Here is a 25,613-nt window from a genome sequence, read left to right on the forward strand (position 1 = left end):
TTCGCAGGTCGGAGTCGCGTCAGCGGGAGACGGCCTCGCGTGCCGCGCTCGTCACGCGCTCGCCGGTCGTCCGGCGGCGCAGGTAGTTCCACGCGAGCAGCGCGCACACGATGCCGTTGACGAGCCCGACGAGGATGTCGACGAGGTGGTGCATGCCGCGGTAGAGGCGGGCGTAGCCCACGAGGAGCGGCACGATCGCGCAGACCACGGTGACGAGGCGCCGCAGCCACACCGTCTCGATGCGCTGGGCCATGAGCGCGAAGGTGAGGTAGAGCGCGGTCGCCGCCCCCATGTGGCCGCTGGGGTAGCTCGACGTCGGGGGTGCCGGGTCGAGGTGCTCGACGGCCGGTCGCTTGCGGTCGGTGAGGGTCGTCGCGGCGACGAAGACGCTCGCCTGGGCGGCGATCGCGATGGCCGGTATGACGGCATACCACCACTGCTTCGTGCGCCACCACACGATGGCCACGACGCAGACGCAGACGCCGATGACGATCTCGGTGTTGCCGATGCGGGACCACACCATGGTGATCGAGTTCCACAGCTCGGTGCGCCCGGCGGCGACGCTCTTGCTGAGGTCGTCCTCCCAGGGGAGGTTGTCGAGGGGACCCATGATGAGGAGGCCGAGCCCGACGATGAGACCGAAGAGGACGACGGCGGGAGCGAGCACGCGCAGCGCCATGTCCCGCAGCGCCGACCCGACGGTTGGTCGCGAGGAGTCGATCTCGTAGCGGTGGACGAAGGTGTGGTTCACGTGCTGCCTTTCGATGACTCGGGCCCGACGTCCCCCTCCGGCGGAGGGGGTTCGTCCGGGCTCTGGGGGTTCCACCCGAGGTAGCCGACGTAGGACGCCGTGCCCAGGCCGACCCCGAAGAGGATCCCGGCCAGGACGTCTGAGGGGTAGTGCACGCCGAGGAAGACGCGGTCGAGGGCCGTCAGGAGGACGTAGGCCGTCAGGCCGGCCACGAGCCACCGGCGGGCGACGGGCGACAGCAGCGGCCAGAGCAGGAGCGTCATGACGGTCGCGATGGCCGCGGCGTTGGCCACGTGGCCCGAGGGGAAGCTGTAGCCCGGGGCGTGCGAGACGGGGTCGCTGACGGCGGGGCGGGCCCGCCGCACGACCTCCTTGAGGACGAGCTGGAGGTTCCAGGCGACCATCATCGTGATGAACGCCCAGAGACAGCGGGTCGCGAGCTCGCGGTGGCGGCGCCACACGACGAAGCACACACCCGAGGCGATGATGTAGACCCACTTCGGCTGGGTGGCCTCCTGCCAGGCGAGCAGGACCGTCTTGAGCCACGGGTTGTCGCGGGTGATGTCGGTCGCGGCGACGATGAGCCGCTCGTCGAGCTCGATGACGGGGAGGAACTTCTCGCGCACGACGAACGCGAGAGCCGTGACGGGGACGGCGAAGGCGAGCCCGAACCCGACGGCCTTGAGCAGGCGGCGGCCGCGACCCACGGGTCGCCGGCCGTCAGGACGTCGCTCAGCCAACCCGGACCACCAGCGAGTCGGGGAGGATGCGGATGCCGAGGGAGACGTGCTCGCCGATCGGGTCGCCGTCGATCTCCGCCTCGACGGGTCGGCCCGCGGTGATGGTGAACTCGCGTCCGCGGAAGCGGTCGAGACGGCCGTGGCCGGCGCGGTGGCGCGTCACGACGTCCGAGAGGACGGAGAACCAGCCGAGCGCGCCGTTGGGTGCGACGACGACGGCGTCGAGGATGCCGTCGTCGATCTTGGCCTGGGGCATGAGCTCGATGCCGCCCTGGAGCGTTCCGCAGTTGCCGACGACGACGGTGCGCGCATGCCGTCTCACCGACCCGCTCCGTTCGTCGTGGCCGCGCTCGTGGTCGCCGTGCTCGCCGGTCACGCCGGAGCCACCTCTCGAGGCGACGTCGACGCGGAAGCCGCGGCTGAACACCTGGCGCAGGGCGCTGAAGACGTAGGCGATCCAGCCGACCGCTGCCTTGACCTTCTCGTTGGTGCCGGCCATGACCTGGCCGTCGAGGCCGAGGCCGGCCATGACGAGGAAGACCTCCTCGTCGTCGGCCACCTGGTCGCCGCCGTCCTTCGTCGCGTGGCTCGCGGACGGGCGGATCGGCTCGTCGGACACGCGCATGAGGCCGACGTCGATGCGGCGGTCGGTGCCTCCGAGCATCGCCTCGACGGCGTCCTCCAGCGAGTCGACGGGAAGGCCGAGGTTGCGGGCGAGCAGGTTGCCCGTGCCGCCCGGTAGCAGGCCCAGCGCCACGTCGCTGCCGACGAGCGCCGAGGCGACCGCGCGGACGGTGCCGTCACCACCCAGCGATGCGACGACGTCCGAGCCGGCGCGGACGGCCTCGCGCCCCTGCTTCTCGCCGGTCTCGTCCTTGGTGGTCTCGATCCACGACGGGTCCTCCCAGCCGTGCCGGGCCGCTGCCTTGGCGACGAGCTCCTGGGCAGCGACGAGGTCGTCGACCTTGACCGGGTTGTAGACCACGGTGAGGCTGCGACGAGCGCTGGGCGTGTCTGACATGTGGGGATCCTAGGGCTCGGGGCGTGAGGGGGGCGGCCGTCGAGCGGGGCCAGTCCGTGACATACCCCGACCGGGCACCCAGCCGACCACCAGCGCACCACCAGCCGGCGTCCAGCCGTCGAGCCGGTCGCGGCGGTAGCCTCCGAAGATGCCCACCATCCGGCGTCGTCTCGCCGTCGCCGTCGTCGTCGGGGTGCTCGCCGGGGTCCTCGTGCCGCTGGGACCAGCCCACGGATTCCTCGTCCACGGGCTCGCCGGCTTCGTCGTCGCCGGGCTCGCCTTCGCCGTCCCGCTCCTCGTCCACGTCCTCGGCCACGACGCCGACACGACCCGCGAGAAGGTGCAGGGCCGCGACGGCGACGCCGCCTGGTACGACGTCGTCGTCATCCTCGTCGGGCTCGCCAGCCTCGCGGGCGTGACCATCCTCCTCGTCGGTGGCCGCGCCCTGCGCGGCGCCGAGGTCGTCGACGCGGTCGTCGGGGTCGGCGCGGTCGCCGTCGGGTGGCTCTGCGTCCACACCGTCTACGTGCTGCGCTACGCCCGCGTCTTTTACGCGAGCCCGCGCCCACCCATCGACTTCAACCAGGACGAGGACCCGACGTTCTCGGACTTCGCCTACTTCTCCTTCAACCTCGGCATGGCCTACCAGGTCTCGGACACCGACCTCAGGAGCTCGGCCGTGCGCCGGGTCGTGCTCGGGCACACGCTGCTCGCCTACCTCTACGGGACCATCGTCATCGCCGCGACGATCAACCTCGTCGCGGGCATCGGCGGCTCGCTCGGCTAGGAGAGGCCGAGCCGCGCCTTCTCGTCGGTGACCCACAGGCCGATGAGCCCGCCGAAGTGCGCCATGAAGCGGTCGCGCTCGTGCGCCGGGTAGGTCGTGACGACGGTCGAGCGGAGCAGGTTGGTGAACACGTCGGACTGCACCCACTCGAGGACCGCGGTGTCGAGGTGCGGCAGGTGGCGCTCGCACCACGCCCAGTAGGCGGCCGTGTCGAAGTACTCGTCGGCGATCGCGAGGAACTCGTCGAGCTTCTCCTCGTCGGTGAGGTCGTCGCGGTCGGCGACGTCGAAGTAGCGGCGCATCTCGAGGTCCATCGGGCCGCGGCGACCGGTGATGACGCAGAAGGTCGACCACCGCACGAGCGCCTTGATGGCCCACGGGAAGTAGTAGTGCAGCGACGTGACGGCGACGTCGGGGCAGGCGTTGGCGTAGTCGATCGGGTAGACGTCGTCACCCTTGACGAGCATCTCGCACGAGTTGAACTCCCAGCCGAACATCGCGTTGACGATGCGGCTGATGGCCGCGGTCTGCTTGCCGGCCGACGGGGACAGGAAGTCGTGGCTCACGGCATACCGGTTGTGCATCGGCTGCTCGGGCCGGAAGTCCATGACCATCGTCTCGGGACCGATCGACAGGGCCCGCGCGAAGTGGTCGTACTCGATGGTCGACTGCAGGTGCATGAGCATCTCGCCGGACTCGTCGTAGGCCTTGACGAGGTCGGTCTCGTCGTTGATCCGGGAGACGCCGCGCCAGCCGCCGCCGTCGAAGGGCTTCATGTACATCGGGTAGCCGAGCCGGTTGGCGATCGCCTTGAGGTCGAACGGGCGGTTGTACTTCGCGGACGTGTAGGCCCAGCGGACGTTGTCGACGGGGTGCTTGTAGGGCACGAGCCACGTCTCGGGGACCTTGAGCCCGAGGCGCATGAGGGCGACGTAGGCGCTGTGCTTCTCCATGGACTGGAAGGTGAAGGGGCTGTTGAGCAGGTAGGTGTCGTTCATCAGCGCGGCCTTCTTGAGCCACTCGCGCGGGTGGTAGTACCAGTAGGCGAGGCGGTCGATGACGAGCTCGGTGCGCACCGGCTGGCGCAGGTCGAACGGCTCGATGGTGAGCCGCTCGCTCGTCAGCTCGTGGGTGACGCCGTCGTCGGTCGTGATCGGCCCGACGAGCGCGAGCAACGCCTCGAAGGCGGTGGGCCAGTCCTCCTCGGCACCGAGCAGGAGCCCGACGAGGTGCGTCCTCGTCGACGAGGTGCTCGATGCGGCGGACTGGTCCTGCTGTGCGGTGTCGGTCATCGTGCTGCTCCTACCGTCGGGGGTCGGGTCATCGACTGCGATCCTTGCAGGAACCGCGGCGTCTGTCGCCGGTCAGCGGGTGGCCGGACGGGCGAGCAGGTCGAGCAGGTGCGGGTCGAACGCCGCCTCCCACGAGCGCCAGTCGTGCCGGCCCGGCAGCTCGGTGAAGGACACGTCGTGACCGCTCGCGGCGAGGGTCCGCGCCATCTGGCGGTTGTTCGTCAGGTTGCCCTCGTCGGTGCCGCACGTCATGACGATGCGCGCGTCGGTGCGGCGTCGCCGGACCCGCCTGACGTTGGTCACGAAGGTCGTGACGCGGTCCCAGAACTCGAAGTCCTCCTCGTCGTCGACGCGCCTGCGGAAGAAGGACCCCGACTGCAGGAAGAGCCCACCGAACGTCCCCGGGTGGCACCACTCCGCCTGGAGGGAGGCGAGCGCTCCCAGGCTCGCCCCCATGAGGGTCGGCCTCCCGTCGATGGCGTATGCGGTCCCGACCGTCGGGAGCACGTGCGCGGTGAGCGCCTCCGCCCAGAGGGGGTTGGCGGCATACCGCTCGTTGCGCGCTCCGGGCTCGAGCAGGACGACGCGGGTCGGTGGGACGCGGCCGGCGTCCGTCGCGGCGCGCAGGACGGAGAGGAGGTGGGCGCGGCGGGAGTACTCCGGACCGTCGTGGGCCATGAGCAGCGGGAGCGCCTCGGCGCGTCGCGTGCCGACCGGCGTGACCATCGCGAGCTCGATGTCGCCGACCGGAGTGCCGGTGACCGTCAGTCTCGTGCGCGCCATGCGGAGACCCTATGCGCGGATGCCGACAGGGACACCCCTGGTCGTCCACAGGTCGCTTCAGTCCTCGGGTTCGACTGCAGGAGAGACCAACTCGTTGTCCACAGGTTGGCTCCGGCTCTTGAAACGCGGTCGAACACCTGTTCTAATAGAGGTCCTGAAGGTGCCATCAAAAGGAGGTTCCCGTGCCGTACGTCGCGTCGCCGGCCGAGACCTCCGCCGTGCGCTCGGGAGGGCCCTGGCCGGTGCTGCGTGCCCGATGGTCCTCCGACCCGGACCACTGGGCGCGCACCCTCGACCCGGTCCTCACGCAGCTGCGCGCGGGGCGCGGGCGGGCCCGAGCGGCGGCGGCGCTGGAGGGGCTGGCGCGGGCCGGGGAGCGGGTGCTCGCCGAGATCCAGGCGCTCGAGGTCGCCAAGGCCCGCCTCGAGGCCGACCTGCTCGCCGCGTACGGCGCACTGGCCACTATCGAGGCCCAGCAGATCGACGCCCTGCCCGCCGGGGCCGCCGCCCGGGTGTCCGCGCGGGTCTCTCCCGAGCGGGTCGTCACCGAGGAGATCGCGCTCGCGACCGGCGTCGGGACCGGGGAGGTCGCCCGGCGGCTCGCGGTGGCCACCCGCCCGCGACGGCACCGGGCGCTGCTCGGCGCGCTCCGCGCCGGGGCGACCTCGCTGCACCGGGTGCTGCAGGTCGCCTCCGACACCGCGTTGCTGCCCGACGCCGACGTCACCACCGTCGCTCAGGCCGTGCTCGCCCCGTCCCGGGACGGCCAACCCCTCCCGCAACGCACCTTCACCGCCCGCCTGCGGCGCGCGGTCGCCTCGGTCGATGCCCGGGGCAGCGCCGAGCGGCACGCGCACGCCCGGGCCCGGCGCGGGGTGTTCGGCCGGGTCACCGACGACGGGATGGGCTGGCTGACCGTCACCACCGACGCCGCGTCCGTCGCCGCGGTCATGGACCACCTCGACACCACCGCGCGCGGACTGCGCGGCGCGGGCGACCCGCGCAGCCTCGACCAGCTCCGCGCCGACCTCGCCACCGACGCCCTCCTCCGCGAAGCCCACCATCGCCGGCCGGAGCTCACCGCCGCGGCCGGCCATGCCACCGACAAGGCGCCCCACAAGGCGCCCGGTGCAGCGTCCAGGGCCACCTCGGGAGGGGTCTCCGGTGGCGCTGCCGCGCTGGCGTGGATCGTCGTGCCCTTCGAGGTCGCCACCGGACAGGCCGACACCGCGTGCGAGCTGCCCGGCCACGGCTGGGTCACCGCCACCCACGCCCGCGAGATCATCACCCGACCCGGCTCCCTCTGGGCCACCCTGCCCGTCGACCTGCGCACCGGCCGAGCCCTCACCCGACCGACCCGCACCTACCGCCCCACCCAAGCCGTCCTCGAGCACGTCCAAGCCGTCGACGGCACCTGCCGCGGACCCGACTGCCACGTCCCCGCCACCCGCTGCGACCTCGACCACGAGACCCCCTGGCCCACCGGACCCACCAGCACCGACAACCTCCACGCCAAGCACCGCCTCCACCACAACCTCAAAACCGACGGCATCTGGACCTCACGACCCGTCGCCGACGACGGCCTCACCTGGACCACCCTCACCGGCCGCACCTACACCACCCACCCCAAGAACTGGCGCGCCGGCGTCGACCCACCCGCGCGACGGGACGACCCGGTCACACCGGCCGATCCCCCACCGTCCCAACGCGATTCAGGACCGGCTCTCCCGGTCGAGCACGACCCGCCGCCCTTCTGAGCGGCAGCGGTCCTCCTCAGGAGTGCAGGTTTGCGACGTGGTCACGCGCCCGCGCCAGCCAGACGCGGCGCTCAGCGGACGGCATACCCGCGGGGAGGCTGCGATACGCCTTCATGCGGCGGCCACCCATCGTCAGGACCTCCGATCCGGGCACGGCACCGAGCTCGGCGAGGGCGTCCGGGGGGAGCTTCACCCCGACGACGTCGCCCAGCGCGACGGCGAAGACGTGCCCGTCGACGAGCGCGGCGAGAGTGCCGAACATCGGCTGACCTCGACCCCGGACCCTTCGCTGGCGAGGTCCCGGAAGCGGGCGCTGGCCTCGTCAGTCTGCTTCGGCACGTCCATGGCTCCATGACACCACCACACGGGTCGCGACGGCGTCTCATGGGCGTGCGATCAGGGGCCTACGAGCGGCTCGTCACCGGGGGCGCCGGCGAGGTGCTCAGTCGGGCACCGCAGCAGCGGACCGGTCGCTGACCGGTCGCACGACCGCGAGGAAGACGGCCGCGACGAGGGCCGTGACACCGCAGATCGTCCACACCGCGAGGTAGCCGAAGAGTGACGCGTGGGCCGTCGCCTCCGCGTCGACCGTGCCCGTCGAGGCGAGCGCGATGGCGAAGACGCTCGAGGCGAACGCGCCTCCGATGGTCTTCGTCGTGTTCGTCATCCCCGTCGTCAGGCCGGTGTGGGTCGGCGGCGCCTGCGCGGCGGCCGCCGTCGGCAGGCCCGCGACGAGGGCCCCGGACCCGAGGCCCGCGATGACCATGTTCGTCATCGTCTGGGCGAGGGTGTCGTGGAAGGGGAGGAAGAGCAGGTAGCCGACCGCGGCGAGGACCGCCGCCACGACCATGGCCACCCGCGTCCCCGTCCGGTGTGCGAGCAGGTGGAGCAGCAGGGCCCCGACGGCGAGGGAGAGCACGTAGCCGCCGATGATGATCGACACCTTGCCCGCCGAGGCCCCGAGACCGTAGCCCGTGACGGCCGGGTCGGTGCGCGCGAAGGTCGACAGCGGGATTTGCGCCCCGAGCACCGAGACGCCGAAGAGGAAGGCCGTCGCCTGGACGGGCCACTGGCCGCGCGCCGAGAGGATGCGCAGGTCGACGAGGGGCTCCCGCTGGGCGAGCTCGACGCGCGCGAACGGCACGAACGCGGCCGCGCCGAGCCCCAGGACGCCCCACGGCCACGGGCTCGCCGGGCCCAGGACGCGCAGCATGACGAGCCCGCCCATGACGAGGCCGAGCGCGAGGGTGATCAGCCAGAAGCCACGCCAGTCGACGGAGCCGTGGGCGAGCACGGGCGACTCCTCGACGCCGAACCAGATCGCCACGAGGGCCAGCGTCACGACGACGGCCGGCAGGGCGAGCAGGGCCGTCATGCCGAGCGACTCGGCGAGGGCACCACTCGTCAGGGCGCCGGCGATGACTCCGAGCTCGAGCCCGGCGACGAGCAGGCCGGCCGCACCCCGGACGCGCCGCTCGGAGCCGCCGGTGCGGCGGTGGATGATCGCCACCTCCATCGGAAGCCACACGACGTAGAAGCCCTGGATCGCCCAGGCCACGAGGAAGAGCCCGAAGCTCGGCGCGAAGGCCACGCCCCACGACGCGAGCGCCGTGACGACGGTCGACAGCAGGAGCACCTTGCGGTGGCCGATGAGGTCGCCGAGCCGCGCGAGGAGCGGCACGACGAGCGCCGACACGATGAGCTGGGCGGCCTCGAACCAGTTGACGTCGGCGTCCTTGATCGACAGGTGCCGCGCGATGTCGGTGAAGATCGGCGTGTAGTAGCCCTGCAGCACCCCACTCGCGAGCTCGACGCAGATGAGGAAGCCGACGACCTTGGTGATCGGGCTGCGGGCCACGGCCCGGGCGGCATCGGAGACGGCCGTGCTGTCTGACATGCGGATCTCGTTCTCTCTCAGACTGATTCGACTAGAGCTGTTCGATGAGGCGGCGGTACCACGCGACGCCGTCACGGAGGTCTTCCACCCCGATGCGCTCGTCGACGCCGTGGATCGAGGCGCGCTGCGCGTCGGTCATCCGGAACGGCGTGAAGCGGTAGACGCGCGGCCACACCCGGTGGAAGTGGCGTGAGTCCGTCGCCGCGAGCATGACGTACGGGACGGCGACCGTCCCGGGGAACACGTCCCGCAGCGTCGACTCGAGGAGGGCGTATGCCGTGTCGTCCGTCGGCGACACGGGGCTGGGCTCGTCGCCACTGACCAGCGTCACCTCGACGTGGGGGTCCTTGACGGTGCGGCGGATCCGCTCGATGGCGCCGTCGACCGTCTCCCCCACCATGACCCGCATGTTGACGTGCGCGCGGGCGGTCGCGGCGATGACGTTGGCGCCGGGAGACCCCGAGAGCTGGGTGACGGCCACCGTCGTCCGGGTGAGCGCCGCGGTCTCGTGCCCCAGCCGCGGGAGGACCCGGGAGAGCACGGGTCGTAGACGGCGCGCGTGGCCGAAGACCGCGGCATACGGCATCCGCGCGTGGGCGCCGGCGCGCTCGAGCATGTCGACGGTGGCGTCGGGCAGGTGGCTCGGGAAGGGCCTGCGCTCGAGGCGGAGGATGGCGCGGGCGAGCCGGCTCGTCGCGCCCATCCGGCGCGGCGCCGAGGCGTGGCCACCGTCGCCCCGGGCGGTGAGGTCGACGTCGACCGTGCCCTTCTCGGAGACCCCGATGACGGCCATGGGGGCGTCGACGCCCGGGAGCGCGCCCTGGACGATGGCGCCGCCCTCGTCGATGACGAACCACGGCTCGACGCCCCGCTCGCGCAGGATCGCGACGGCGTCCTTGGCGGCGCGCCCCGACACCTCCTCGTTGCAGCCGAACGAGAGCCACACGTCCCGGCCCGGCGTGACGCCCTCGGTGATGAGGTCCTCGACCGCCTGGCACGTCGCGACGAGCGATCCCTTGCAGTCGAGCGCCCCACGACCCCAGACGTGCCCGTCGGCGAGCTCCGCCGCGAAGGGCGGGTGCGTCCAGACGGAGGGGTCGTCGACCGGGACCACGTCGAGGTGCGCCATGAGCACGACCGGCGCCTGAGGCGTACGCCCCGGCCAGCGCACGAGGAGGGCGTCCCCGCTGATGCGGTCGACCTCGCACGCGGCGTGCAGCCGCGGGAACCGCTCGCGCAGCTCGGCGAGGAGAGCCTCGAACGCCGCCCGGTCCTCGAGCGCCGGGTCCCAGTCGGAGACCGTCGGGATGCGGATGAGCGCCCGTAGCGCCTCGACGGCAGCGTCGTCCCCGTTCATGGCCCGGAGCGTATGCCACCCTGACCGCATGGACTACGGGCACGAGCTGCAGTTCGGGGTGTTCGCGAGCCCCGATGCCTCACGGGTGCACGAGACGCTCGAGCTGGCGCAGCTCGCCGACGTCGTGGGCATCGACCTCTTCACGGTCCAGGACCACCCCTACAACGCCAAGCACCTCGACACCTCCACCCTGCTCACGGCCGTCGCCGTGCGCACCAGCGCGATCCGGGTCGCGGCCAACGTGGCCAACCTGCCGCTCCGTCCACCCGTCGGCCTGGCCAAGCAGGTCGCGACCCTCGACGTCATCAGCGGGGGCCGCGCCGAGCTGGGCCTCGGCACCGGCGCCTTCTGGGACGCGATCGTCGCGGCGGGCGGCGAGCGCCGCACGCCCGGGGAGGCGGTCGACGCGCTCGTCGAGGCGATCCGCATCATCCGCGGCGTCTGGGGCCAGGACCCCGACCAGCCGGGGGCGCGGTCGGTGACGGTCCCGGGCGAGCACTACTCCGTCGCGGGGATGCACGCCGGCCCCTTCCCTGTGCACCGCGTCGAGATCTGGCTCGGCGCCTACAAGCCGCGCATGCTGCGGGTCACCGCCCGTCTCGCCGACGGCTGGCTGCCGAGCATGGGCTACGCCGACCCCGAGGCCCTCGCCGGGATGAACGCCGTCATCGACGAGGCCGCCGACCGGGCCGGGCGCGGCCCCCAGGCGATCCGGCGGATGTACAACGTCTTCGGCTCGTTCGGCACGGGCCGCGGCTTCCTCCGCGGCACGGCCGACGACTGGGCCGAGCAGCTGGCCGGCCTGGCGCTGACGGAGGGGATGAGCACCTTCGTCCTCGGCACCGACGATCCCGACGTCGTGAGGCGGTATGCCGCCGAGGTCGCCCCAGCGGTGCGTGACCTCGTCGACGCCGAACGCGCCTCAGCGACTCCGGTCCACCCAGCCGCTGCTCCTGTCGACGGCTCCCCGCTCACCGTCCGCGCGACACCGGACGACGGGGTCCGACTCAGCCCCGCCCTCCCCTGGCGCGAGGACGACCGTCCCGTGACCGCCAAGGCCGAGCACGCGGCATACTCTCCCGCCCAGCAGGCGGTCCCGCAGCACCTCGTCGACGTGCACGACCACCTGCGCGGCGAGCTCGCCCAGCTGCGCGACATCGTCGGCCAGGTGCGCCGTGGCTCGATGTCCACCGGGGCGGCGCGCTCGGTCATCAACACGATGGCGATGCGCCAGAACAACTGGACGCTCGGGGCTTACTGCGAGACGTACTGCCGCCTCGTTACGGGGCACCACACGCTCGAGGACCGCAGCATCTTCGTCCACCTGCGCGGCGCCGAGCCCGACCTCGGCCCGGTCATCGACCGGCTCGAGGAGGAGCACCACGTCATCGCCGACGTGCTCGAACAGGTCGACGACGCCCTTGTCGGGCTCGTCGGGACCGAGGAGTACGGCCGGGCAGGGCAGGGCGCGCTGGACGAGGTCCAGCGCGCCCTCGACCTGCTCACCGACACGCTCCTGTCACACCTCGCCTACGAGGAGCGCGAGCTGCTCCACCCGCTGGCCCGCCACGGGTTCGGCTGATCGCTCAGGCCGACGGTGCGGCCGTGGCGGCCGCCGAGCCGTGCTCGAGCGCCTCGACGACGGCGCCGCAGAAGTCGGGCAGGTCGTCGGGGTTGCGGCTCGTGATGAGGTTGCCGTCGACGACGAGCGACTCGTCGGTCCACTCGCCACCCGCGTTGCGGATGTCGGTCTGCAGGCTCGGCCACGACGTCAGGCGACGCCCCTTGACGACGTCGGCCTCGATGAGGGTCCACGGCGCGTGGCAGATCGCGGCGACGGGTCGGCCCGACGCGACGAAGTCCCGCACGAGCCCCACGGCGTCGGCGTGCGTGCGCAGGTTGTCGGGGTTGGCGACGCCACCGGGCAGCACGAGCGCGTCGAAGTCCTCGGCCCTGGCGTCGGCGACCGTGACGTCTACGGCCTTGGTGTCCCCCTTGTCGAGGTGGTTGAACATCTGCACCTCGCCGGCCTCGGGGCTGACGACGACGGCCTCGTGCCCGGCGTCGGTGACGGCCTTCCACGGCTCGGTCAGCTCGACCTGCTCGATGCCCTCGTTCGCGACGAGGAATGCGACTCGCTTGGCCATGTGGCCCTCCTTTGCTCTGGGGTGGCGTGAACTGCCACCCTCGGCTCCTACCCACCGGGCCGCCGCGGCTCACCCGACGTTCGACAGCGCGGGCGGGCGGCACCGGTCGCGGTTAGGGTCGGCCCATGGCCAAGGACCTGGTGGTTCCGCTCGCGCCGAACGTCTGGCGCATCCCGCTCGTGCGCGACCTCGTCAACGGTTTCATCCTGCGCGACGACGACGGCCAGGTGACGCTCGTCGACATGGGACTGTCGAGCTCCGGGCCCAAGGTCATCGCTGCCCTCGGCGCCATCGGGGCTGCTCCCTCCGACGTCACCCGGCTGCTGCTGACCCATGCCCACCCCGACCACGCCGGCGGGGCGGCGCACGTGGCCCGCGAGACGGGACGCGGCTTCACCGTCCACCACGGCGACGCGGCGTACGCCGTCGAGGGGTCCTCACCCCCGCGCGACCGCAGCTTCCTGCTCGGTCGGCTCGTCGACCGCTTCTCCCGGCCCGGCCGGGACTTCGAGCCGCTCACGGTCGAGCGCGAGATGACCGACGGCGAGGTGCTGCCCATCGCCGGCGGCCTGCGAGTGGTCCACACGCCCGGACACTCCCCCGGGCACGTCTCGCTGCTCCACGAGGAGTCGCGCACCCTCATCACCGGCGACGCGATCTTCAACGTCCTGGGGCTGCGGTGGCCCGTCAAGGCCTTCTGCACCGACTTCCGCATGACCCAGCAGACCGCGCACCTGCTCGGCGAGCTCGACTACGACGTCGCGGCCTTCACGCACGGCACCGAGCTGCGCGACCGACCGCGCGAGGCCATCCGCACCTTCCTCGGGAGGCACCGCCCGTCGTGATGCGACGGGCCACCATCCACAGACCTGTCCACAACTGTGGACAGACCTTGTACAGGCAGTGCGCCGAGAATGGGTAGGTCTCCCGCGTGACGAACTTCGGATACACCCTGATGACCGAGCAGAGCGGCCCCAAGGACCTCGTCCGGTGGGCCGTCCGCGCCGAGGAGGTCGGCTTCGACCTCGCGGTCTCGAGCGACCACTACTCCCCCTGGCTCACCGAGCAGGGCCACGCGCCGTACGCCTGGTCGGTGCTCGGCGCCGTGGCCCAGGCCACCGAGCGCCTCGAGCTCATGACCTACGTGACGTGCCCGACGATGCGCTACCACCCGGCCGTCGTCGCGCAGAAGTCGGCGACGATGCAGCTGCTCTCGGACGGCCGCTTCACCCTGGGCCTCGGCAGCGGCGAGAGCCTCAACGAGCACGTCGTCGGCGAGGGCTGGCCCGGGGTCGTGACCCGTCAGGAGATGCTCGTCGAGGCCATCGAGATCATCCGGCAGCTGCACTCCGGTGAGCTCGTGACCCACCACGGCGAGTACTTCGACGTCGACTCGGCACGCATCTGGGACCTGCCCGACATCCTCGTCCCGGTGGCCGTCGCCGTGAGCGGTGACGCGTCGATCGAGCGGCTCGCCCCGCTCGCCGACCACATGATCGCGGTGCAGCCGGAGGCCGACCTCGTCGAGACGTGGAACCGCACCGGCGGCGCGGAGCGCATCGGGTCCGGCGCGCGCGCCATCGGCCAGATCCCGATCAGCTGGGACCCCGACCGCGACGCGGCCGTGGCCCGCGCCCACGAGCAGTTCCGCTGGTTCGGGGGCGGCTGGTCCGTCAACGCCGACCTGCCCACCCCGGCGGGTTTCGCCGGCGCCACGCAGTTCGTGCGACCCGAGGACGTCGCCGCGTCGATCCCGTGCGGACCCGACCTCGACGCGGTCGTCGAGGCCGTGCGCCCCTACTGGGAGGCGGGCTTCACCGACATCGCACTGGTCCAGATCGGCGGGGACGCCCAGGCACGCTTCCTCGACGAGGCCGCCGGGCCGCTGCTCGAGAAGCTGCGCGCCGCCGCCGGCTGAGGAGTCAGGCCGCCTGCTGGCCCGCGCGCTCGGCGAGGAGACGCTCGCGGCGCTTCGTGATGTCCGCGCACTCGAGGCATACCTCCTCCGGGATGACGCCGAGGCGCATGAGGCCCGAGAAGAGGATGCAGCCCACGCAGATGCCGAAGATCGACTCGAGCGCCGGGAAGAGCACCATGACGACGCCGATGACGACGACGGCGGCGAGCGCACCCGACGAGCCGGTGACGAGGCTGACGACCCAGAGCGCGGTCGCGGCGACCGTCATGACGGCTCCGATGGTCGCCGCGAACCGCTTGGGAGGGCCGGCCGTCGGGCGCTTGGGCGCGGCGACGGCGGGTCGGATCCACCGCTGCACGATCCGGGCGACCGGGCTGGCCGAGGGTCCGAGCGCGGCCCGCAGGCTGAAGTCGACCGCGAGGACGGCGTAGAGCCACCACTGCTGGGTCGCGAGGGCGATGACGCCGATGACGAGCACCACGGCCGCGATGAGCCGGACCGTGATGTCGTCGACGACGGCGGGGAAGCGCGAGGAGCTCACCCATGCATTATGCACGACATAAGGTGAGGTTATACAACGTCTGCTCAGCATCCGGAACCGTCGTGCCCGGCCGGTCAGCGCGAGCGCAGGACGCGGAGGGCGACGACCGCGCAGGCGACGAAGAGCGCCGCCCCGACGCCGGCCACGACGGCAAGGCTCGCGGTGAAGGCGCCCTGCGCCGCGGCGACGAGCTCGTGGGCGGCCTCGGCCGGCAGCGTGGTCGCCGTCCGGACGGCGCCTGCGAGTGAGTCGAGCGCGGCGGTCGTGGTGCTCCCGGCGTGCGCGGCGGCATACGGCGTCAGCTGGTCGCGGTAGACGAAGGTCGCGAGCGACCCGAGCCCGGCGATGCCGACGGCGATGCCGAACTCTCCCGACGTCTCCGACATCGACGCGACCGAGCCGGCGCGCTCCGGCGGGGCCGACTGCATCATGACGCCCATCGTCAGCGTCGACGGGAGCATGATCCCGAAGGACGTCAGGCACATGCCGAAGACGAGCAGACCGAGGCCCTGGACGGGGCCGACCTGCGTGTAGAGCGCGAGGCCGGCAGCACAGACGAGCAGGCCGGTGGCCATGGTGCGCGCCGTGCCGAGCCGCTGGGCGATCCGCGCCGACGACGACGCACCGACGAGAAGGGCGATGTTGGCCGGGAGCATCCACAGGCCCGCGCCGAGCGGGTCGAGGCCCGCGACGAGCTGCAGCCACTGGGAGCTGAGGAACGACACGCCCGCCATGACGACGCCGCCGACGAGCATCACCGCGAGCGCCGTGGAGAAGGCGCGGCTGCGGAAGAGCGAGAGGTCGACGAGCGGGTTGGCGATGCGCCGCTGACGGCGGACGAAGACGAGGCCGAGGGCGCAGCCGACCGACATCGTCAGCAGGGCCGTCGTCGTGTCGCCGCCGCGGGCGATCTCCTTGAAACCGTAGATGACCGGCAGGATGGCGGCGAGGGACAGGACCGAGCTCGCGACGTCGACGCGCGCACCGGCGCGGATGTCGGACTCCGGCAGGACGCGACGGCCGACGACGACGAGCAGCACCATGAAGGGGACGCCGAGCAGGAACGCCGAGCCCCACCAGAAGTGCTGGAGCAGGACGCCGCCGACGAGCGGACCGACGGCCATGCCGCCCATGAAGCACGAGTACCAGACGCCGATGGCCGTCATCATCGCCTTCTCGTCGGTGAAGATCGTGCGGATGAGACCCATCGTCGACGGCATGAGGGTCGCGCCGGCGATGCCGAGCAGGGCCCGCCAGAAGATCAGCTGGCCCGGGCTCGAGGCGTACGCGGCGGCCGCGCTCGCGACGCCGAAGGCCACCGCGCCGATGAGCAGCAGGCGCTTGCGGCCGATCCGGTCACCGACCGCGCCCATCGTCACGAGGAAGCCGGCGAGGACGAAGGAGTAGATGTCGAGCATCCACAGCTGCTGGGTCGTGCTGGCACCGAGGTCGGCGGACAGCTCGGGCAGCGCGAGGTACAGGACGCTGACGTCGAGCGAGAGGAGCAGGGCCGTCAGGGCGAGGACGCCGAGGGCGACCCGCTGGCGGCGGGTCGGTTGCGACGTGGACCGCGACGGGGACCGGGAGGTGGACCGGGAGGTGGATGGGGTCTGGGGCTGCGAGGTCGTCGTCATGCCCTCACGTCGAACCGGCCCGCGCCATCTCGACACGGCCACGCGAAATCGGTGTCGGCGAGGCGGCATACGCTGGCGACATGGCTCTACACATCGGCGCGCACGTCGACCAGGAGGACCCGATCGCGGAGGCGAAGGCGCGCGGGGCGTCGCTCTCGCAGCTCTTCCTCGGCGACCCGCAGAGCTACAAGGGCCCCGTGATCCGGTACGCCGGTGGCGCCGAGGCGCTCAAGGCCGACGCCGAGGTCGCGGGGATCGACCTCTACGTCCACGCGCCCTACCCGATCAACGTCGCGAGCCTCAACAACCGCATCCGCATCCCCGGTCGCAAGCTGCTCCAGCAGCACCTGACGGCCGCGGCCGAGATCGGCGCCAAGGGCGTCATCGTCCACGGCGGCCACCTCGGCGCCGACGAGGACGCCGCCACGGGCTTCGACAACTGGCGCAAGTGCATCGAGGGGCTCGACCTTCCGGTGCCGCTCCTCATCGAGAACACCGCCGGCGGCGACAACGCCATGGCCCGTCGGCTCGAGGCCATCGCCCGGCTGTGGGATGCCATCGGGCAGGCCTCGGGGAGCGAGCACGTCGGCTTCTGCCTCGACACGTGCCACGCCCATGCCGGCGGCAACGACCTCGGCACGGTCGTCGAGCGGGTGCGCGCCATCACCGGACGCATCGACCTCGTCCACGCCAACGACTCGCGCGACGAGTTCGACTCGGGCGCCGACCGGCACACGAACTTCGGGTCCGGGCACATCGCGGGCGAGGCGCTCGCCGCCGTCATCCGCGCGGCCGGGGCACCGGTCGTGTGCGAGACCCCGGGCGGCCTCGAGGGCCAGAGCGCCGACATCGCGTGGCTGCGGTCGCAGGTCTGAGGTCCTGACCACTTCTTTACCCCGACAACCCTCACGGAGGGGCGACGGCGGCCTAGCGTGCGAGGTGGCCCCCTCTCGGGGCTTGGCCGGCGGTCCTCCCTCTGGAGGAGGAACTCATGCGCATGATCATCAAGACCGCCACGGCGGCTCTGGGGGCCGGGGCCCTGGCGGTCGTCGTCGCCGTGGCGCCGACCGCGACCGCGGCGAGGACGAGCAGCCACGTCGACCGCCACGCGGCCGCGACGACGACGGCCGAGCAGCAGCGGATCACCGGCTACTGGACGTCGGCCCGGATGAAGAGCGCCATCCCGCGCGAGAACACGTACGTCCCGCTCAAGGGCAGGCCGGGTGGTGGCACGAGCAGCGCGACCGCCGTCCAGGTGCCCGCCACGCCTCTCTTCGGCAAGGTCTTCTTCACCGAGAAGGGTCTCAACTACGTGTGCTCCGGCACCGTGACCGCGAGCGGCAACGGCTCGGTCGTCACGACGGCTGGGCACTGCGTCAACGAAGGGCCGGGTGCCTACGTGACGAACTTCGCCTTCGTGCCGAAGTACGAGAACGGCGCCCGCCCCTATGGCACGTTCACGGCGCGCACGCTGCTGACGTCGACGGAGTGGCGCACGAGCGGCGACTTCAACCACGACATCGGCTTCGCCGTCATGAACCCCCTCAACAACCAGACGCTCGTCGCGGCGGTGGGCGGCTCCTATCCGATCGCGTTCAACCTCGGCTACAACCTGACGTTCGACGCGTACGGCTACCCCCAGGCGAGCCCCTACGACGGCCAGACGCTGTGGCGCTGCTCGGGCCCGACGACGAAGGACACGAAGGGCTCGACCGACAACCGGCTCCCCTGCACCATGACCGGCGGCTCGTCGGGCGGCGGATGGATCACGGGCGGCAGGCTCAACTCGCTCAACTCGTTCGGCTACCGCGGCGAGAAGGACGTCATGTACGGCCCGTACTTCGGCTCCGTCGAGCAGGCGGTCTACGCCGCGGCGAGCTCGTCCTGAGCCTCGGCCGCGCTCCCAGCGCGGTCTCAGGAATTTCTGACCGTCTCTTTACCCAACGGGCTCTCGCGGGCCCCTAGGTTACTCAGGGGTTGCGAACGGGTCGCCGACGATGCCGGCTCCTCGCGCCCGCACGCCTGCGCCGCGTCCCGCCATCCCCTCCTCGGTGGCGGGCCGCGGCGTTCGTGCGTTCGCCATCCGGTCGGCGAGGAGCACGGCGACGCGCAGCTGCTCGGCGGTCGGCCGCGCGACGTGGGTCGACGCGGTCACGCGGAAGTGGCCGACGACGTCGCTGCCGCGACGGACGACGACGGCCGTGTAGTCGTCGGTGGGCAGCCCCGCGCGCTCGACGGGAAGGCGGCGCCCGGCCGCGGTGACCTGGCCGTCCGCACCGATGACGGCGTCGTTCCAGCGGGGGTGGCCGGCGTCCCACGTGCACCGGTCAGCGCCGAGGACCGTGGTGATCGCGGACGCGATGGCCGTCGACCGGGCGTCCTCGGTCGTGTCGGGCGGCAGGTCGAGCAGCTGGGTCAGACCCGTGATGTAGCCGTCCCGGCGCTGGGCGGCGGCCTGCTGCCAACGACCCCAGAGCGCGATCTCCGTGACGGCGAGGCCCACCACGACGAGCGCGACGGCGAGCTCGAGGTCGTCCCGGTGGTGGATCGAGAGCGAGTAGTACGGCTCGGTGAGGAAGAAGTCGAAGGCGCCGGCGGCCGCGAGCGCGGCGGCGACCCCGGCGACCCGGTCACCGGTGGCGGCGGCCGCGACGACCGTGAGCACGAGGACCATGGCGGCGGTGCTCTGGTTCATCCCGTCGCGGAGCAGCCCGAGGGTCGCGCCCACGGCGATCGGCACGAGCAGGGATCCCCACCGCGTCAGCGCGCGGTGCTCGGCGAGCCAGTCGGTGGTCATGAGCCCACGCAACACCCACCTACCGCGGCGCGGGGCGGCCCGGTCGTCATCCTGACGCGATCTTGACGCCATCCTGACGACGCGGGAGTACAAAGGGTGGGGACGACGACGCCGAGCCAGGAGGACTCCCGTGAGCGGGACCGGAAGCCCCGACGACCCGTGGGTCCTGCGCACCCCGCCGGGCACCTCGGAGTACACGATGCACCGCGACGACACCTCCGAGCCGGCCCAGCTCGTCTGCCAGGTGGGGTCGACGCGCCTGACCTACGACGCCCGCGTCGTCGACGACCTCCACGCCTGGCTGCGCGGGCAGGGTGACTGGGTCGCGCTCGGGGCGGCCGACGAGCAGAAGCCGGCCAAGGAGGGGACCGTGGAGGCCTGGGCGCGCTCGGAGGCCAACCCGCTCGGCGGCTGGTACGGCCTGCGCAAGGGCTATCGCGGACGCGTCGCCATGTACCTGCCACCGCTGCTCGAGGAGCTCGGGCTCGCCGAGGTGGAGCACCAGCCGCGCAACAACCGCATGCGAGCCCTGTGACCGGTCGGGAACGTTCTATCCCAACGGCATTCGGGTCGATAGCGTCGAGTCCATGCTGAGCACCTCGACCTTCACGACGTCCGACTTCGACGTCACCGACTACGTCCCTGACGTCACGACGGCGCTACCCACCGGGCACCTGCGCCTGCGCAAGGCGTATGCCGGTGACGTCGAGGGGCGCAGCGTCACGCAGTTCACGTCGGCCTTCGACCAGACCTCCGGCGTCGGCACGTACGTCGCGCTCGAGTCGTTCGAGGGCACCGTCGCCGGGAGGCGCGGCGCCTTCAACTTCGTGCACGCAGCCTCGACGAGCGGCGCGGACCGAGCGAACGAGTACGGTCTCATCGTGCCGGGCAGCGGCACCGACGAGCTGGCCGGCATCGCGGGCACCGTCCGGCTGCACGTCGACAGTGACGGCACCCACCGCATGCACTTCGAGCACAACCTCGGGTGAGCACGCAGCAGAGCGGCGCGGGGAGGCGTGTTCCCCGCGCCGCTCTGCTGTGGTGCCCTCCGGGCTAGTCGACCGTGACGGTGAGCGAGCTCAGCACGTCGGACCTCGAGTCCGAGACGAGGACCCGCACCGTGTAGCTGCCGGCGGTGGCCCACGTGTGACCACCCGTCACCGTGGCGGTGCCGTCGGACGCCGTCGTCACGGTGGCGTCCTCGGTCACGGTCCCGTCGCCCCACTGGACGCGGGCCGTGTAGCCCGTGGCCGCAGGGACGCCGCCCGAGGCGGTGCCGAGCGTGACGTCGGTGTCGGCACCGGTCGTCGCCGTGGCGTCGGCACCGGCCGCGACCGTGAGGGCCGACCCGTTGTCGGCGACGGCGAACACGTGGATCCGACCGGCCGTCGTCGGGTCACCGGTCTGCGTCGGCAGGGTCACCGACTCGACCGTCTTGCCGGCCGGCACCGTGAGCGGCGCGGTGGCGAACAGCTTGGCGCGGCAGCCGTCGGTGCCCGTGCCGTTGAGGCGGTAGGCCATCTCGATCGCCACGGTGTTGCCGAACTGCGCGGACCCGCACCAGTCGCCGTACTGCACCGGGTAGCTCGTCGTCGAGCCGTCGGTGAAGCGCACCGTGGCAGTCGTGTCCTGGTTGCGCTGCGTGCCCGTTCCGATGAGCGACAGCTTCGTCGCCCCCGGGGCCAGCGTCACGGGCAGGGTCTGACCCGCGCCCGTCGCGTTGTCCTTCTCGCCGACCGGGATGCCCGGCATCGAGTAGCGCAGGTCGGTCCCGGGCACGGTGAGCAGCTTGCCCGGCACGCCACCCGCGGCGGCGAGCGCGGCACGGGACAGGCCCGCGTCCTTGCCGTCGCAGTGGACGACGTCGCCGACGTTGCCGAAGCACACGGAGTCGAACCCTGCGGCATACGCCGGCGTGGACGCCTGGTGCACGGTCACGGCTCCGAGGGCGGAGCCGCTGTCGTTCGCCGTCGTGACGGTGACCTTCGGCTGGTACGGCCCCGGCTCGGCCCACGTGTGGGTGCCACGGACGGTGTACGAGCCGAGGTCGCCGGCCTCGATGGTGCCCGCGGAGGACGTCCCGTCACCCCACGCGATGGTCGCCGTGGCCGAGTCGGCCGGATCGGTGCCCTGGCCGACGCCACCCGAGAAGGTGGCGACGGTGCCCGACCAGGCGGCGTCCTCCGCGACCTCGAACGGCTCGGCCGCCGAGACCTTGAGCCCGGTGTTCTGGGCCTTGGAGCCGTCGGTGAGCAGCTCGAGCTCGGACAGGTTCGCAGCCGCCCCACCCACGGTCGCCGTGACGACGAGGCGGTAGGTCGTGAACGTCCCGGTGTGCGCGATCTCGAACGGACGCGTCTGCACCCGCCACGGGAAGACCTGCTCCGTGCGCGTGTCGAGCGTCTGCCAGGTCGCGCCGTCGTCCTTGCTGCCCTCGAGGCGCCACGCCGACGGGTCGCCGGCCTTGGGGCCCGAGGTGACGGTGTACCACGTGGCGCGCTGGCCGACGCCCGAGAGGGCGAAGGTCACCGAGGGCGTGCCCGAGGTGAAGGACACCCCGGTCCGCGACGTGTTGTCGAAGAGCGCCTTGGCGTCGGCACCCGACGCGAGGTCGGTCGCCGTCGCGGTGCCGCGGCCGGGACCGGTCGCGTCCTTGAGCGGCTTCGGCGCCTCGGTGCCCTGCGTCAGCGACGGCGGGGCGTCCTGGGCACGCGAGCCGAAGTCGGACGGCTTGGCACCCATCGCGAAGTCGACCGTGGTCGGGCCCGTGAGCTCGTCCTGGCTGATCGAGACGCTCTTGTGCTTCTTGCCGTCGACGGTGACGCCCTGCACGTAGATGTTGCGCTCGGAGTTGCCGGGCGCGTTGACGACGAGGTCGCCCTGCGTGCGCTTGACCGTGACCTGGTCGAACTTCGGCGAGCCGATGGCCCAGTTGGCCGAGCCGACCTGGAGCGGGTAGATGCCGAGCGAGGACAGGACGTACCAGGCGGACATCTCGCCGTTGTCCTCGTCGCCCGGGTAGCCCTGGCCGATCTCGCCGCCGACGTAGAGGCGACGCATGATCTCGCGGACCTTCTCGGCCGTCTTCCACTGCTGGCCGGTCCAGTCGTACATGTAGGCGATGTGGTGGCTCACCTGGTTGCTCTGGCCGAGCTGGCCCATGCGGACGTCGCGTGCCTCGAGCATCTCGTGGATGACGCCGCCGTAGCCGCCGGGCTTCGTCGCCGTCTCGGGCGTCGAGAAGAACGTGTCGAGCTTCTTCGCGAGCGCGTCACGGCCGCCGTAGAGGTTCGCGAGGCCGTTGCCGTCGAAGGGCGCGTGGAAGGCGAAGTTCCAGGCGTTCGTCTCGGTGTAGTCACCACCCCAGTCCTCGGGGTCGAAGCTCGACGGGAAGGTGCCGTCGGCGCCTCGGCCCTGGAAGAAGCCGACCTTGGGGTTGAAGAGGTTGCCGTAGTGCGTCGCCCGCTCGAGGAAGTACTTCGACTCCTCGACGAGCTGCGCGCGGCGTGACGTCGGCGTGGCCGGGTCCTTGGCGAGCTTGGCCGCCATGGTCCCGATGCCGAAGTCGTTCACGAGACCCTCGAGGCCCCACGAGACGCTCTCGCCCGTGTCGGTGCTCGTGTAGCCCAGGAAGGTCGAGGTGTCGAGGCCCTTGCGACCGACCGCGCTCGACGTCGGCAGGACCGTCGCGTTCTTCACGGCGGCGTCGTAGGCCGCGAGCGGGTCGGGCAGCTTGACACCCTTGGCGTACGCGTCGGCGAACGCCACGTCGGAGCTCGTGCCGGTCATGAGGTCGGCGTAGCCCGGCGAGCTCCACCGCGCGACCCAGCCACCGTCGCGGTACTGCTGCACGAGGCCGTCGGCGATCTCGGCGGCGACCTCCGGGTAGAGCAGGCTATAGGCCGGCCACACCGTGCGGTAGGTGTCCCAGAAGCCGTTGTTGACGTAGATCTTGCCGTCCTTGACGGCGGCGTTCGTCGTCGTCGCCGTGGCCGAACCGCTCTTGGCCGTGACGGGGCTCGCGTACTGGTAGCGCGGGGCCGCAGCCGTGCCGGTGTTCTCGAACTGGCTGTTGGGGTAGAGGTTGAGCCGGTAGAGGTTGGAGTAGAGCGTCGTCCGCTCGGTGTCGTTGGCGCCCTTGACGCTGACGACGCCGAGGCGTGCGTTCCAGGCCGTCTTGGCCGCGGCTCGCACTGCGTCGAAGTCGCGCGTCGCGAGCTCGAGGGCGTGGTTCTTCTTCGCCTGGTCGAGCGAGATGAACGACGTCGACAGCTTGAGCGTGACCTGCTTGCTCGTGCTCGTGTCGAAGGACGCGTAGCGGGTGCCGGTGTGGCCACCCGGCGCCGTGCCCACGGCGGTGGCCGGCCGGTCGAAGGTGCCGTAGACGAACATCCGGCTGCGGCCGGCGGACAGGCCGCTGCCGTTGTCGACCCAGCCCGTCATGGTGCCGGTCGCCGCGTCGACGGTGAAGGTGCCGTTGTCGTCGATGGTGTCGACGACGAGGCTGCCCTTGCTCGCCGAGGCGGGGAAGGCGAACCGGTAGACGCCGCCGTGGTCGGCCGGGGCCGTCTCGGCGGTGAGGCCGCCGGCGAGGGCCACCTTGTAGTAGTCCGGGTGGGCGACCTCGGTCGCGTGGTCGAAGGCGAGACCGCGACCGGACGCGCTGCCCGTCGGGGTGCCCGTCGCGACGGAGGGCATGACCGACATCTGGTTGCGGTCACCCATCCACGGGCTCGGCTCGTGCGAGACCGCAAGTCCCTGCAGGACAGGGAGGTTCGCCGCGTTGTTCTGCGACTGGTAGTAGTACTCCCACGACTGCGAGTTGGCGCTCGTCACCGGGGTGAAGAAGGTGAACCCGTTGGGCACGGCGCTGATCGGCAGGTTGTTGCCGCGCGAGAAGCCGCCCGACGCGTTGGTGCCGCGCCGCACGTCGACGTAGTTCGTCAGGTCCGAGCCGTCGATGACGGCCGGGTCGGCCTGGACCGCGATGTCGTCGACCCAGCCGCCGAAGCGGGTGTCCTTCGTCGCACCGCCGACGTTGTCGTAGCCGACGAGGACGCGGTCGATCGTCTTGCCCGCGGCGACCGTGCCGACGTCGAGCGAGACCGCGTTCCACTGGTTCGCGTAGAGGATCTTGCCCTTGCCCTGACCGCTCGGGCTGGCCGCGACACCGTGCTGGTCGTCGGCGCCGAGGTCGGACAGGTACGTGCCGTCGGTGAAGCGGACGTCGAGGGCGGCATACGTCGACGGGTACTCGAGGTCACCGGCGATCATGTCGGGGAAGATCTTGTAGCTGAGCCGGGTCTGCGGCGTCACCGGCAGGTCGACGTCGAAGAGGCGGTTCCAGGCGTAGCCACGACCGTCGGCCGTGTGGCCGCCGGAGTAGCGCAGCGCCTTGACGCCGGTCCAGCCGACGAGGGGCTTGATGTTGAAGCCCGAGATCGGGCCGGAGCCGACGATCGTCTTCATCGGGGTCGCCGGGCCGGAGCCCGTGCTGCCGTCGGACAGGTCCCAGTCGGCGAGCTGGACGGTGCCGCCCGAGTGGATGGCGGTGACGTTGAGGCGGTAGTACGCGTACGCTCCGGGCGTCGTCACGTCGAACGTCCGGGTCGCGAAGCGTCCCGAGAAGTCGATGCCGGTACGGCGGTCGAGGTCGGTCCACGTCGTGCCGTCGGCCGACCCCTGGAGCGTGAAGTCCTTCGGGTCGCGCTCAGGGGAGTCGTTGGCCGAGGTCAGCGAGTAGCGGACGGCCTTGGCCGGCGTGCCGAGCTGGTAGCGCACCCAGGCGCTCGAGGCGAAGGCGAGCCACTTGCTGTCGGGGTTGGCGTCGGCGAGGTTCGCCGCGACCTCTCCCGGGGCGTTCTCTGCGCTCGCGGTGACGCCGACGACCGAGCCGAGGAGGCTGCCGTTCGCGCTCGCCGTGCCGGAGACGTTCTGCTGGCGCGGGCCATCGGGGCCGACCTCGACCGTCGAGAGCTCCGGCTGCGGCTGACCGGCCTCGAACGACGTCGAGAAGTCACCCGCTCCGGCGGCTGCCGTGGGTGCCGTGGGTGCTGAGAGCGGCGCCGCGGCAGTGCTGCCGAGGGCGCTCGCGTGGGCGGGACCGGCGACCGCACCCGCGGTCGACGTGGCCAGGACTGCCAGGGCGATGACGCCTCTGTGGATCCCGGATCTCATGGACATGGGTTCCT

Annotated in this window: 22 protein-coding genes; 9 read left to right on the forward strand and 13 right to left on the reverse strand. The window is 71.8% G+C overall.

The window, feature by feature from the left end:
* Window positions 1-19 precede the first annotated feature (19 nt).
* Genes ACSSS0_RS08770 through ACSSS0_RS08780 form a run of 3 tightly spaced genes read right to left on the reverse strand, consistent with a single transcriptional unit; the run spans window position 20 to window position 2,512 of the window.
* Window positions 20-751: a phosphatase PAP2 family protein gene (locus tag ACSSS0_RS08770; protein ID WP_487230812.1), complete on the reverse strand. Its 732-nt coding sequence runs from the start codon at window positions 749-751 to the stop codon at window positions 20-22.
* Complete coding sequence (locus tag ACSSS0_RS08775) at window positions 748-1,458, reverse strand: phosphatase PAP2 family protein (protein WP_487230813.1); 711 nt, start codon at window positions 1,456-1,458, stop codon at window positions 748-750. Before ACSSS0_RS08775 ends, ACSSS0_RS08770 begins: the two co-directional genes overlap by 4 nt.
* 25 nt (window positions 1,459-1,483) lie before the next feature.
* A complete protein-coding gene (locus ACSSS0_RS08780; protein WP_487230814.1) occupies window positions 1,484-2,512 on the reverse strand; it encodes a diacylglycerol/lipid kinase family protein in 1,029 nt (342 codons plus the stop codon).
* Between the two features lie 148 nt (window positions 2,513-2,660).
* On the opposite strand from ACSSS0_RS08780, the gene ACSSS0_RS08785 reads away from it, so the two are divergent.
* Window positions 2,661-3,299: a DUF1345 domain-containing protein gene (locus tag ACSSS0_RS08785; RefSeq protein WP_487230815.1), complete on the forward strand. Its 639-nt coding sequence runs from the start codon at window positions 2,661-2,663 to the stop codon at window positions 3,297-3,299.
* Here ACSSS0_RS08785 and ACSSS0_RS08790 read toward each other — a convergent pair.
* Both ACSSS0_RS08790 and ACSSS0_RS08795 read right to left on the reverse strand, forming a co-directional pair.
* Window positions 3,296-4,591, reverse strand: coding sequence for an ATP-grasp domain-containing protein (locus ACSSS0_RS08790; protein ID WP_487230816.1), 1,296 nt, complete (start codon window positions 4,589-4,591; stop codon window positions 3,296-3,298). The genes ACSSS0_RS08785 and ACSSS0_RS08790 overlap by 4 nt on opposite strands.
* 72 nt (window positions 4,592-4,663) lie before the next feature.
* Window positions 4,664-5,374, reverse strand: coding sequence for an alpha/beta hydrolase (locus ACSSS0_RS08795; protein WP_487230817.1), 711 nt, complete (start codon window positions 5,372-5,374; stop codon window positions 4,664-4,666).
* A 182-nt stretch (window positions 5,375-5,556) separates the two neighbouring features.
* On the opposite strand from ACSSS0_RS08795, the gene ACSSS0_RS08800 reads away from it, so the two are divergent.
* Window positions 5,557-7,131 carry an HNH endonuclease signature motif containing protein gene (locus tag ACSSS0_RS08800; RefSeq protein ID WP_487230818.1) on the forward strand — a complete coding sequence of 525 codons (1,575 nt, stop codon included), beginning with the start codon at window positions 5,557-5,559 and terminating at the stop codon, window positions 7,129-7,131.
* 16 nt (window positions 7,132-7,147) lie between these two features.
* Here ACSSS0_RS08800 and ACSSS0_RS08805 read toward each other — a convergent pair whose 3' ends face one another.
* From ACSSS0_RS08805 to ACSSS0_RS08815, 3 genes are all read right to left on the reverse strand, one after another.
* Window positions 7,148-7,393 carry a hypothetical protein gene (locus ACSSS0_RS08805; protein WP_487230819.1) on the reverse strand — a complete coding sequence of 82 codons (246 nt, stop codon included), beginning with the start codon at window positions 7,391-7,393 and terminating at the stop codon, window positions 7,148-7,150.
* Window positions 7,394-7,573: 180 nt separating this feature from the next.
* On the reverse strand, window positions 7,574-9,028 hold the full coding sequence (locus ACSSS0_RS08810; protein WP_487230820.1) for an MFS transporter: 1,455 nt from the start codon (window positions 9,026-9,028) through the stop codon (window positions 7,574-7,576).
* 31 nt (window positions 9,029-9,059) lie between these two features.
* Complete coding sequence (locus ACSSS0_RS08815; protein ID WP_487230821.1) at window positions 9,060-10,385, reverse strand: M20/M25/M40 family metallo-hydrolase; 1,326 nt, start codon at window positions 10,383-10,385, stop codon at window positions 9,060-9,062.
* A gap of 28 nt (window positions 10,386-10,413) precedes the next feature.
* Here ACSSS0_RS08815 and ACSSS0_RS08820 point away from each other — a divergent pair, with 28 nt between their 5' ends.
* Window positions 10,414-11,967 carry an LLM class flavin-dependent oxidoreductase gene (locus tag ACSSS0_RS08820; protein WP_487230822.1) on the forward strand — a complete coding sequence of 518 codons (1,554 nt, stop codon included), beginning with the start codon at window positions 10,414-10,416 and terminating at the stop codon, window positions 11,965-11,967.
* 4 nt (window positions 11,968-11,971) lie between these two features.
* On the opposite strand, the gene ACSSS0_RS08825 is transcribed toward ACSSS0_RS08820, so the two are convergent.
* Window positions 11,972-12,532, reverse strand: a complete 561-nt coding sequence (locus ACSSS0_RS08825; protein ID WP_435984365.1) for a type 1 glutamine amidotransferase domain-containing protein — start codon at window positions 12,530-12,532, stop codon at window positions 11,972-11,974.
* 125 nt (window positions 12,533-12,657) lie between these two features.
* Here ACSSS0_RS08825 and ACSSS0_RS08830 point away from each other — a divergent pair, with 125 nt between their 5' ends.
* Window positions 12,658-13,377, forward strand: a complete 720-nt coding sequence (locus ACSSS0_RS08830; protein ID WP_487230823.1) for an MBL fold metallo-hydrolase — start codon at window positions 12,658-12,660, stop codon at window positions 13,375-13,377.
* An 86-nt stretch (window positions 13,378-13,463) separates the two neighbouring features.
* Window positions 13,464-14,450, forward strand: a complete 987-nt coding sequence (locus tag ACSSS0_RS08835) for an LLM class F420-dependent oxidoreductase (protein ID WP_487230824.1) — start codon at window positions 13,464-13,466, stop codon at window positions 14,448-14,450.
* Between the two features lie 4 nt (window positions 14,451-14,454).
* On the opposite strand, the gene ACSSS0_RS08840 is transcribed toward ACSSS0_RS08835, so the two are convergent.
* The gene (locus ACSSS0_RS08840) at window positions 14,455-14,991 is read right to left on the reverse strand and encodes a DUF4395 domain-containing protein (protein WP_487230825.1); all 537 of its coding nucleotides are present in this window, start codon (window positions 14,989-14,991) and stop codon (window positions 14,455-14,457) included.
* A gap of 74 nt (window positions 14,992-15,065) precedes the next feature.
* Window positions 15,066-16,625 carry an MFS transporter gene (locus ACSSS0_RS08845; RefSeq protein WP_487230826.1) on the reverse strand — a complete coding sequence of 520 codons (1,560 nt, stop codon included), beginning with the start codon at window positions 16,623-16,625 and terminating at the stop codon, window positions 15,066-15,068.
* Between the two features lie 80 nt (window positions 16,626-16,705).
* On the opposite strand from ACSSS0_RS08845, the gene ACSSS0_RS08850 reads away from it, so the two are divergent.
* Window positions 16,706-17,500, forward strand: coding sequence for a deoxyribonuclease IV (locus ACSSS0_RS08850; protein WP_487230827.1), 795 nt, complete (start codon window positions 16,706-16,708; stop codon window positions 17,498-17,500).
* Window positions 17,501-17,616: 116 nt separating this feature from the next.
* Complete coding sequence (locus ACSSS0_RS08855; RefSeq protein ID WP_487230828.1) at window positions 17,617-18,513, forward strand: trypsin-like serine peptidase; 897 nt, start codon at window positions 17,617-17,619, stop codon at window positions 18,511-18,513.
* Window positions 18,514-18,591: 78 nt separating this feature from the next.
* Here the strand turns inward: ACSSS0_RS08855 and ACSSS0_RS08860 are convergent, their stop codons facing one another.
* Window positions 18,592-19,422, reverse strand: a complete 831-nt coding sequence (locus ACSSS0_RS08860) for a DUF4118 domain-containing protein (RefSeq protein ID WP_487230829.1) — start codon at window positions 19,420-19,422, stop codon at window positions 18,592-18,594.
* 130 nt (window positions 19,423-19,552) lie between these two features.
* Here ACSSS0_RS08860 and ACSSS0_RS08865 point away from each other — a divergent pair, with 130 nt between their 5' ends.
* Together ACSSS0_RS08865 and ACSSS0_RS08870 are read left to right on the forward strand one after the other, a co-directional pair.
* On the forward strand, window positions 19,553-19,957 hold the full coding sequence (locus tag ACSSS0_RS08865; protein WP_487230830.1) for a DUF6855 family protein: 405 nt from the start codon (window positions 19,553-19,555) through the stop codon (window positions 19,955-19,957).
* 52 nt (window positions 19,958-20,009) lie between these two features.
* On the forward strand, window positions 20,010-20,411 hold the full coding sequence (locus ACSSS0_RS08870; protein WP_487230831.1) for a DUF3224 domain-containing protein: 402 nt from the start codon (window positions 20,010-20,012) through the stop codon (window positions 20,409-20,411).
* A gap of 64 nt (window positions 20,412-20,475) precedes the next feature.
* Here the strand turns inward: ACSSS0_RS08870 and ACSSS0_RS08875 are convergent, their stop codons facing one another.
* The gene (locus ACSSS0_RS08875) at window positions 20,476-25,605 is read right to left on the reverse strand and encodes a GH92 family glycosyl hydrolase (protein WP_487230832.1); all 5,130 of its coding nucleotides are present in this window, start codon (window positions 25,603-25,605) and stop codon (window positions 20,476-20,478) included.
* Between the last annotated feature and the right edge of the window lie 8 nt (window positions 25,606-25,613).

The organism is Terrabacter sp. R4-6 (assembly GCF_057529065.1).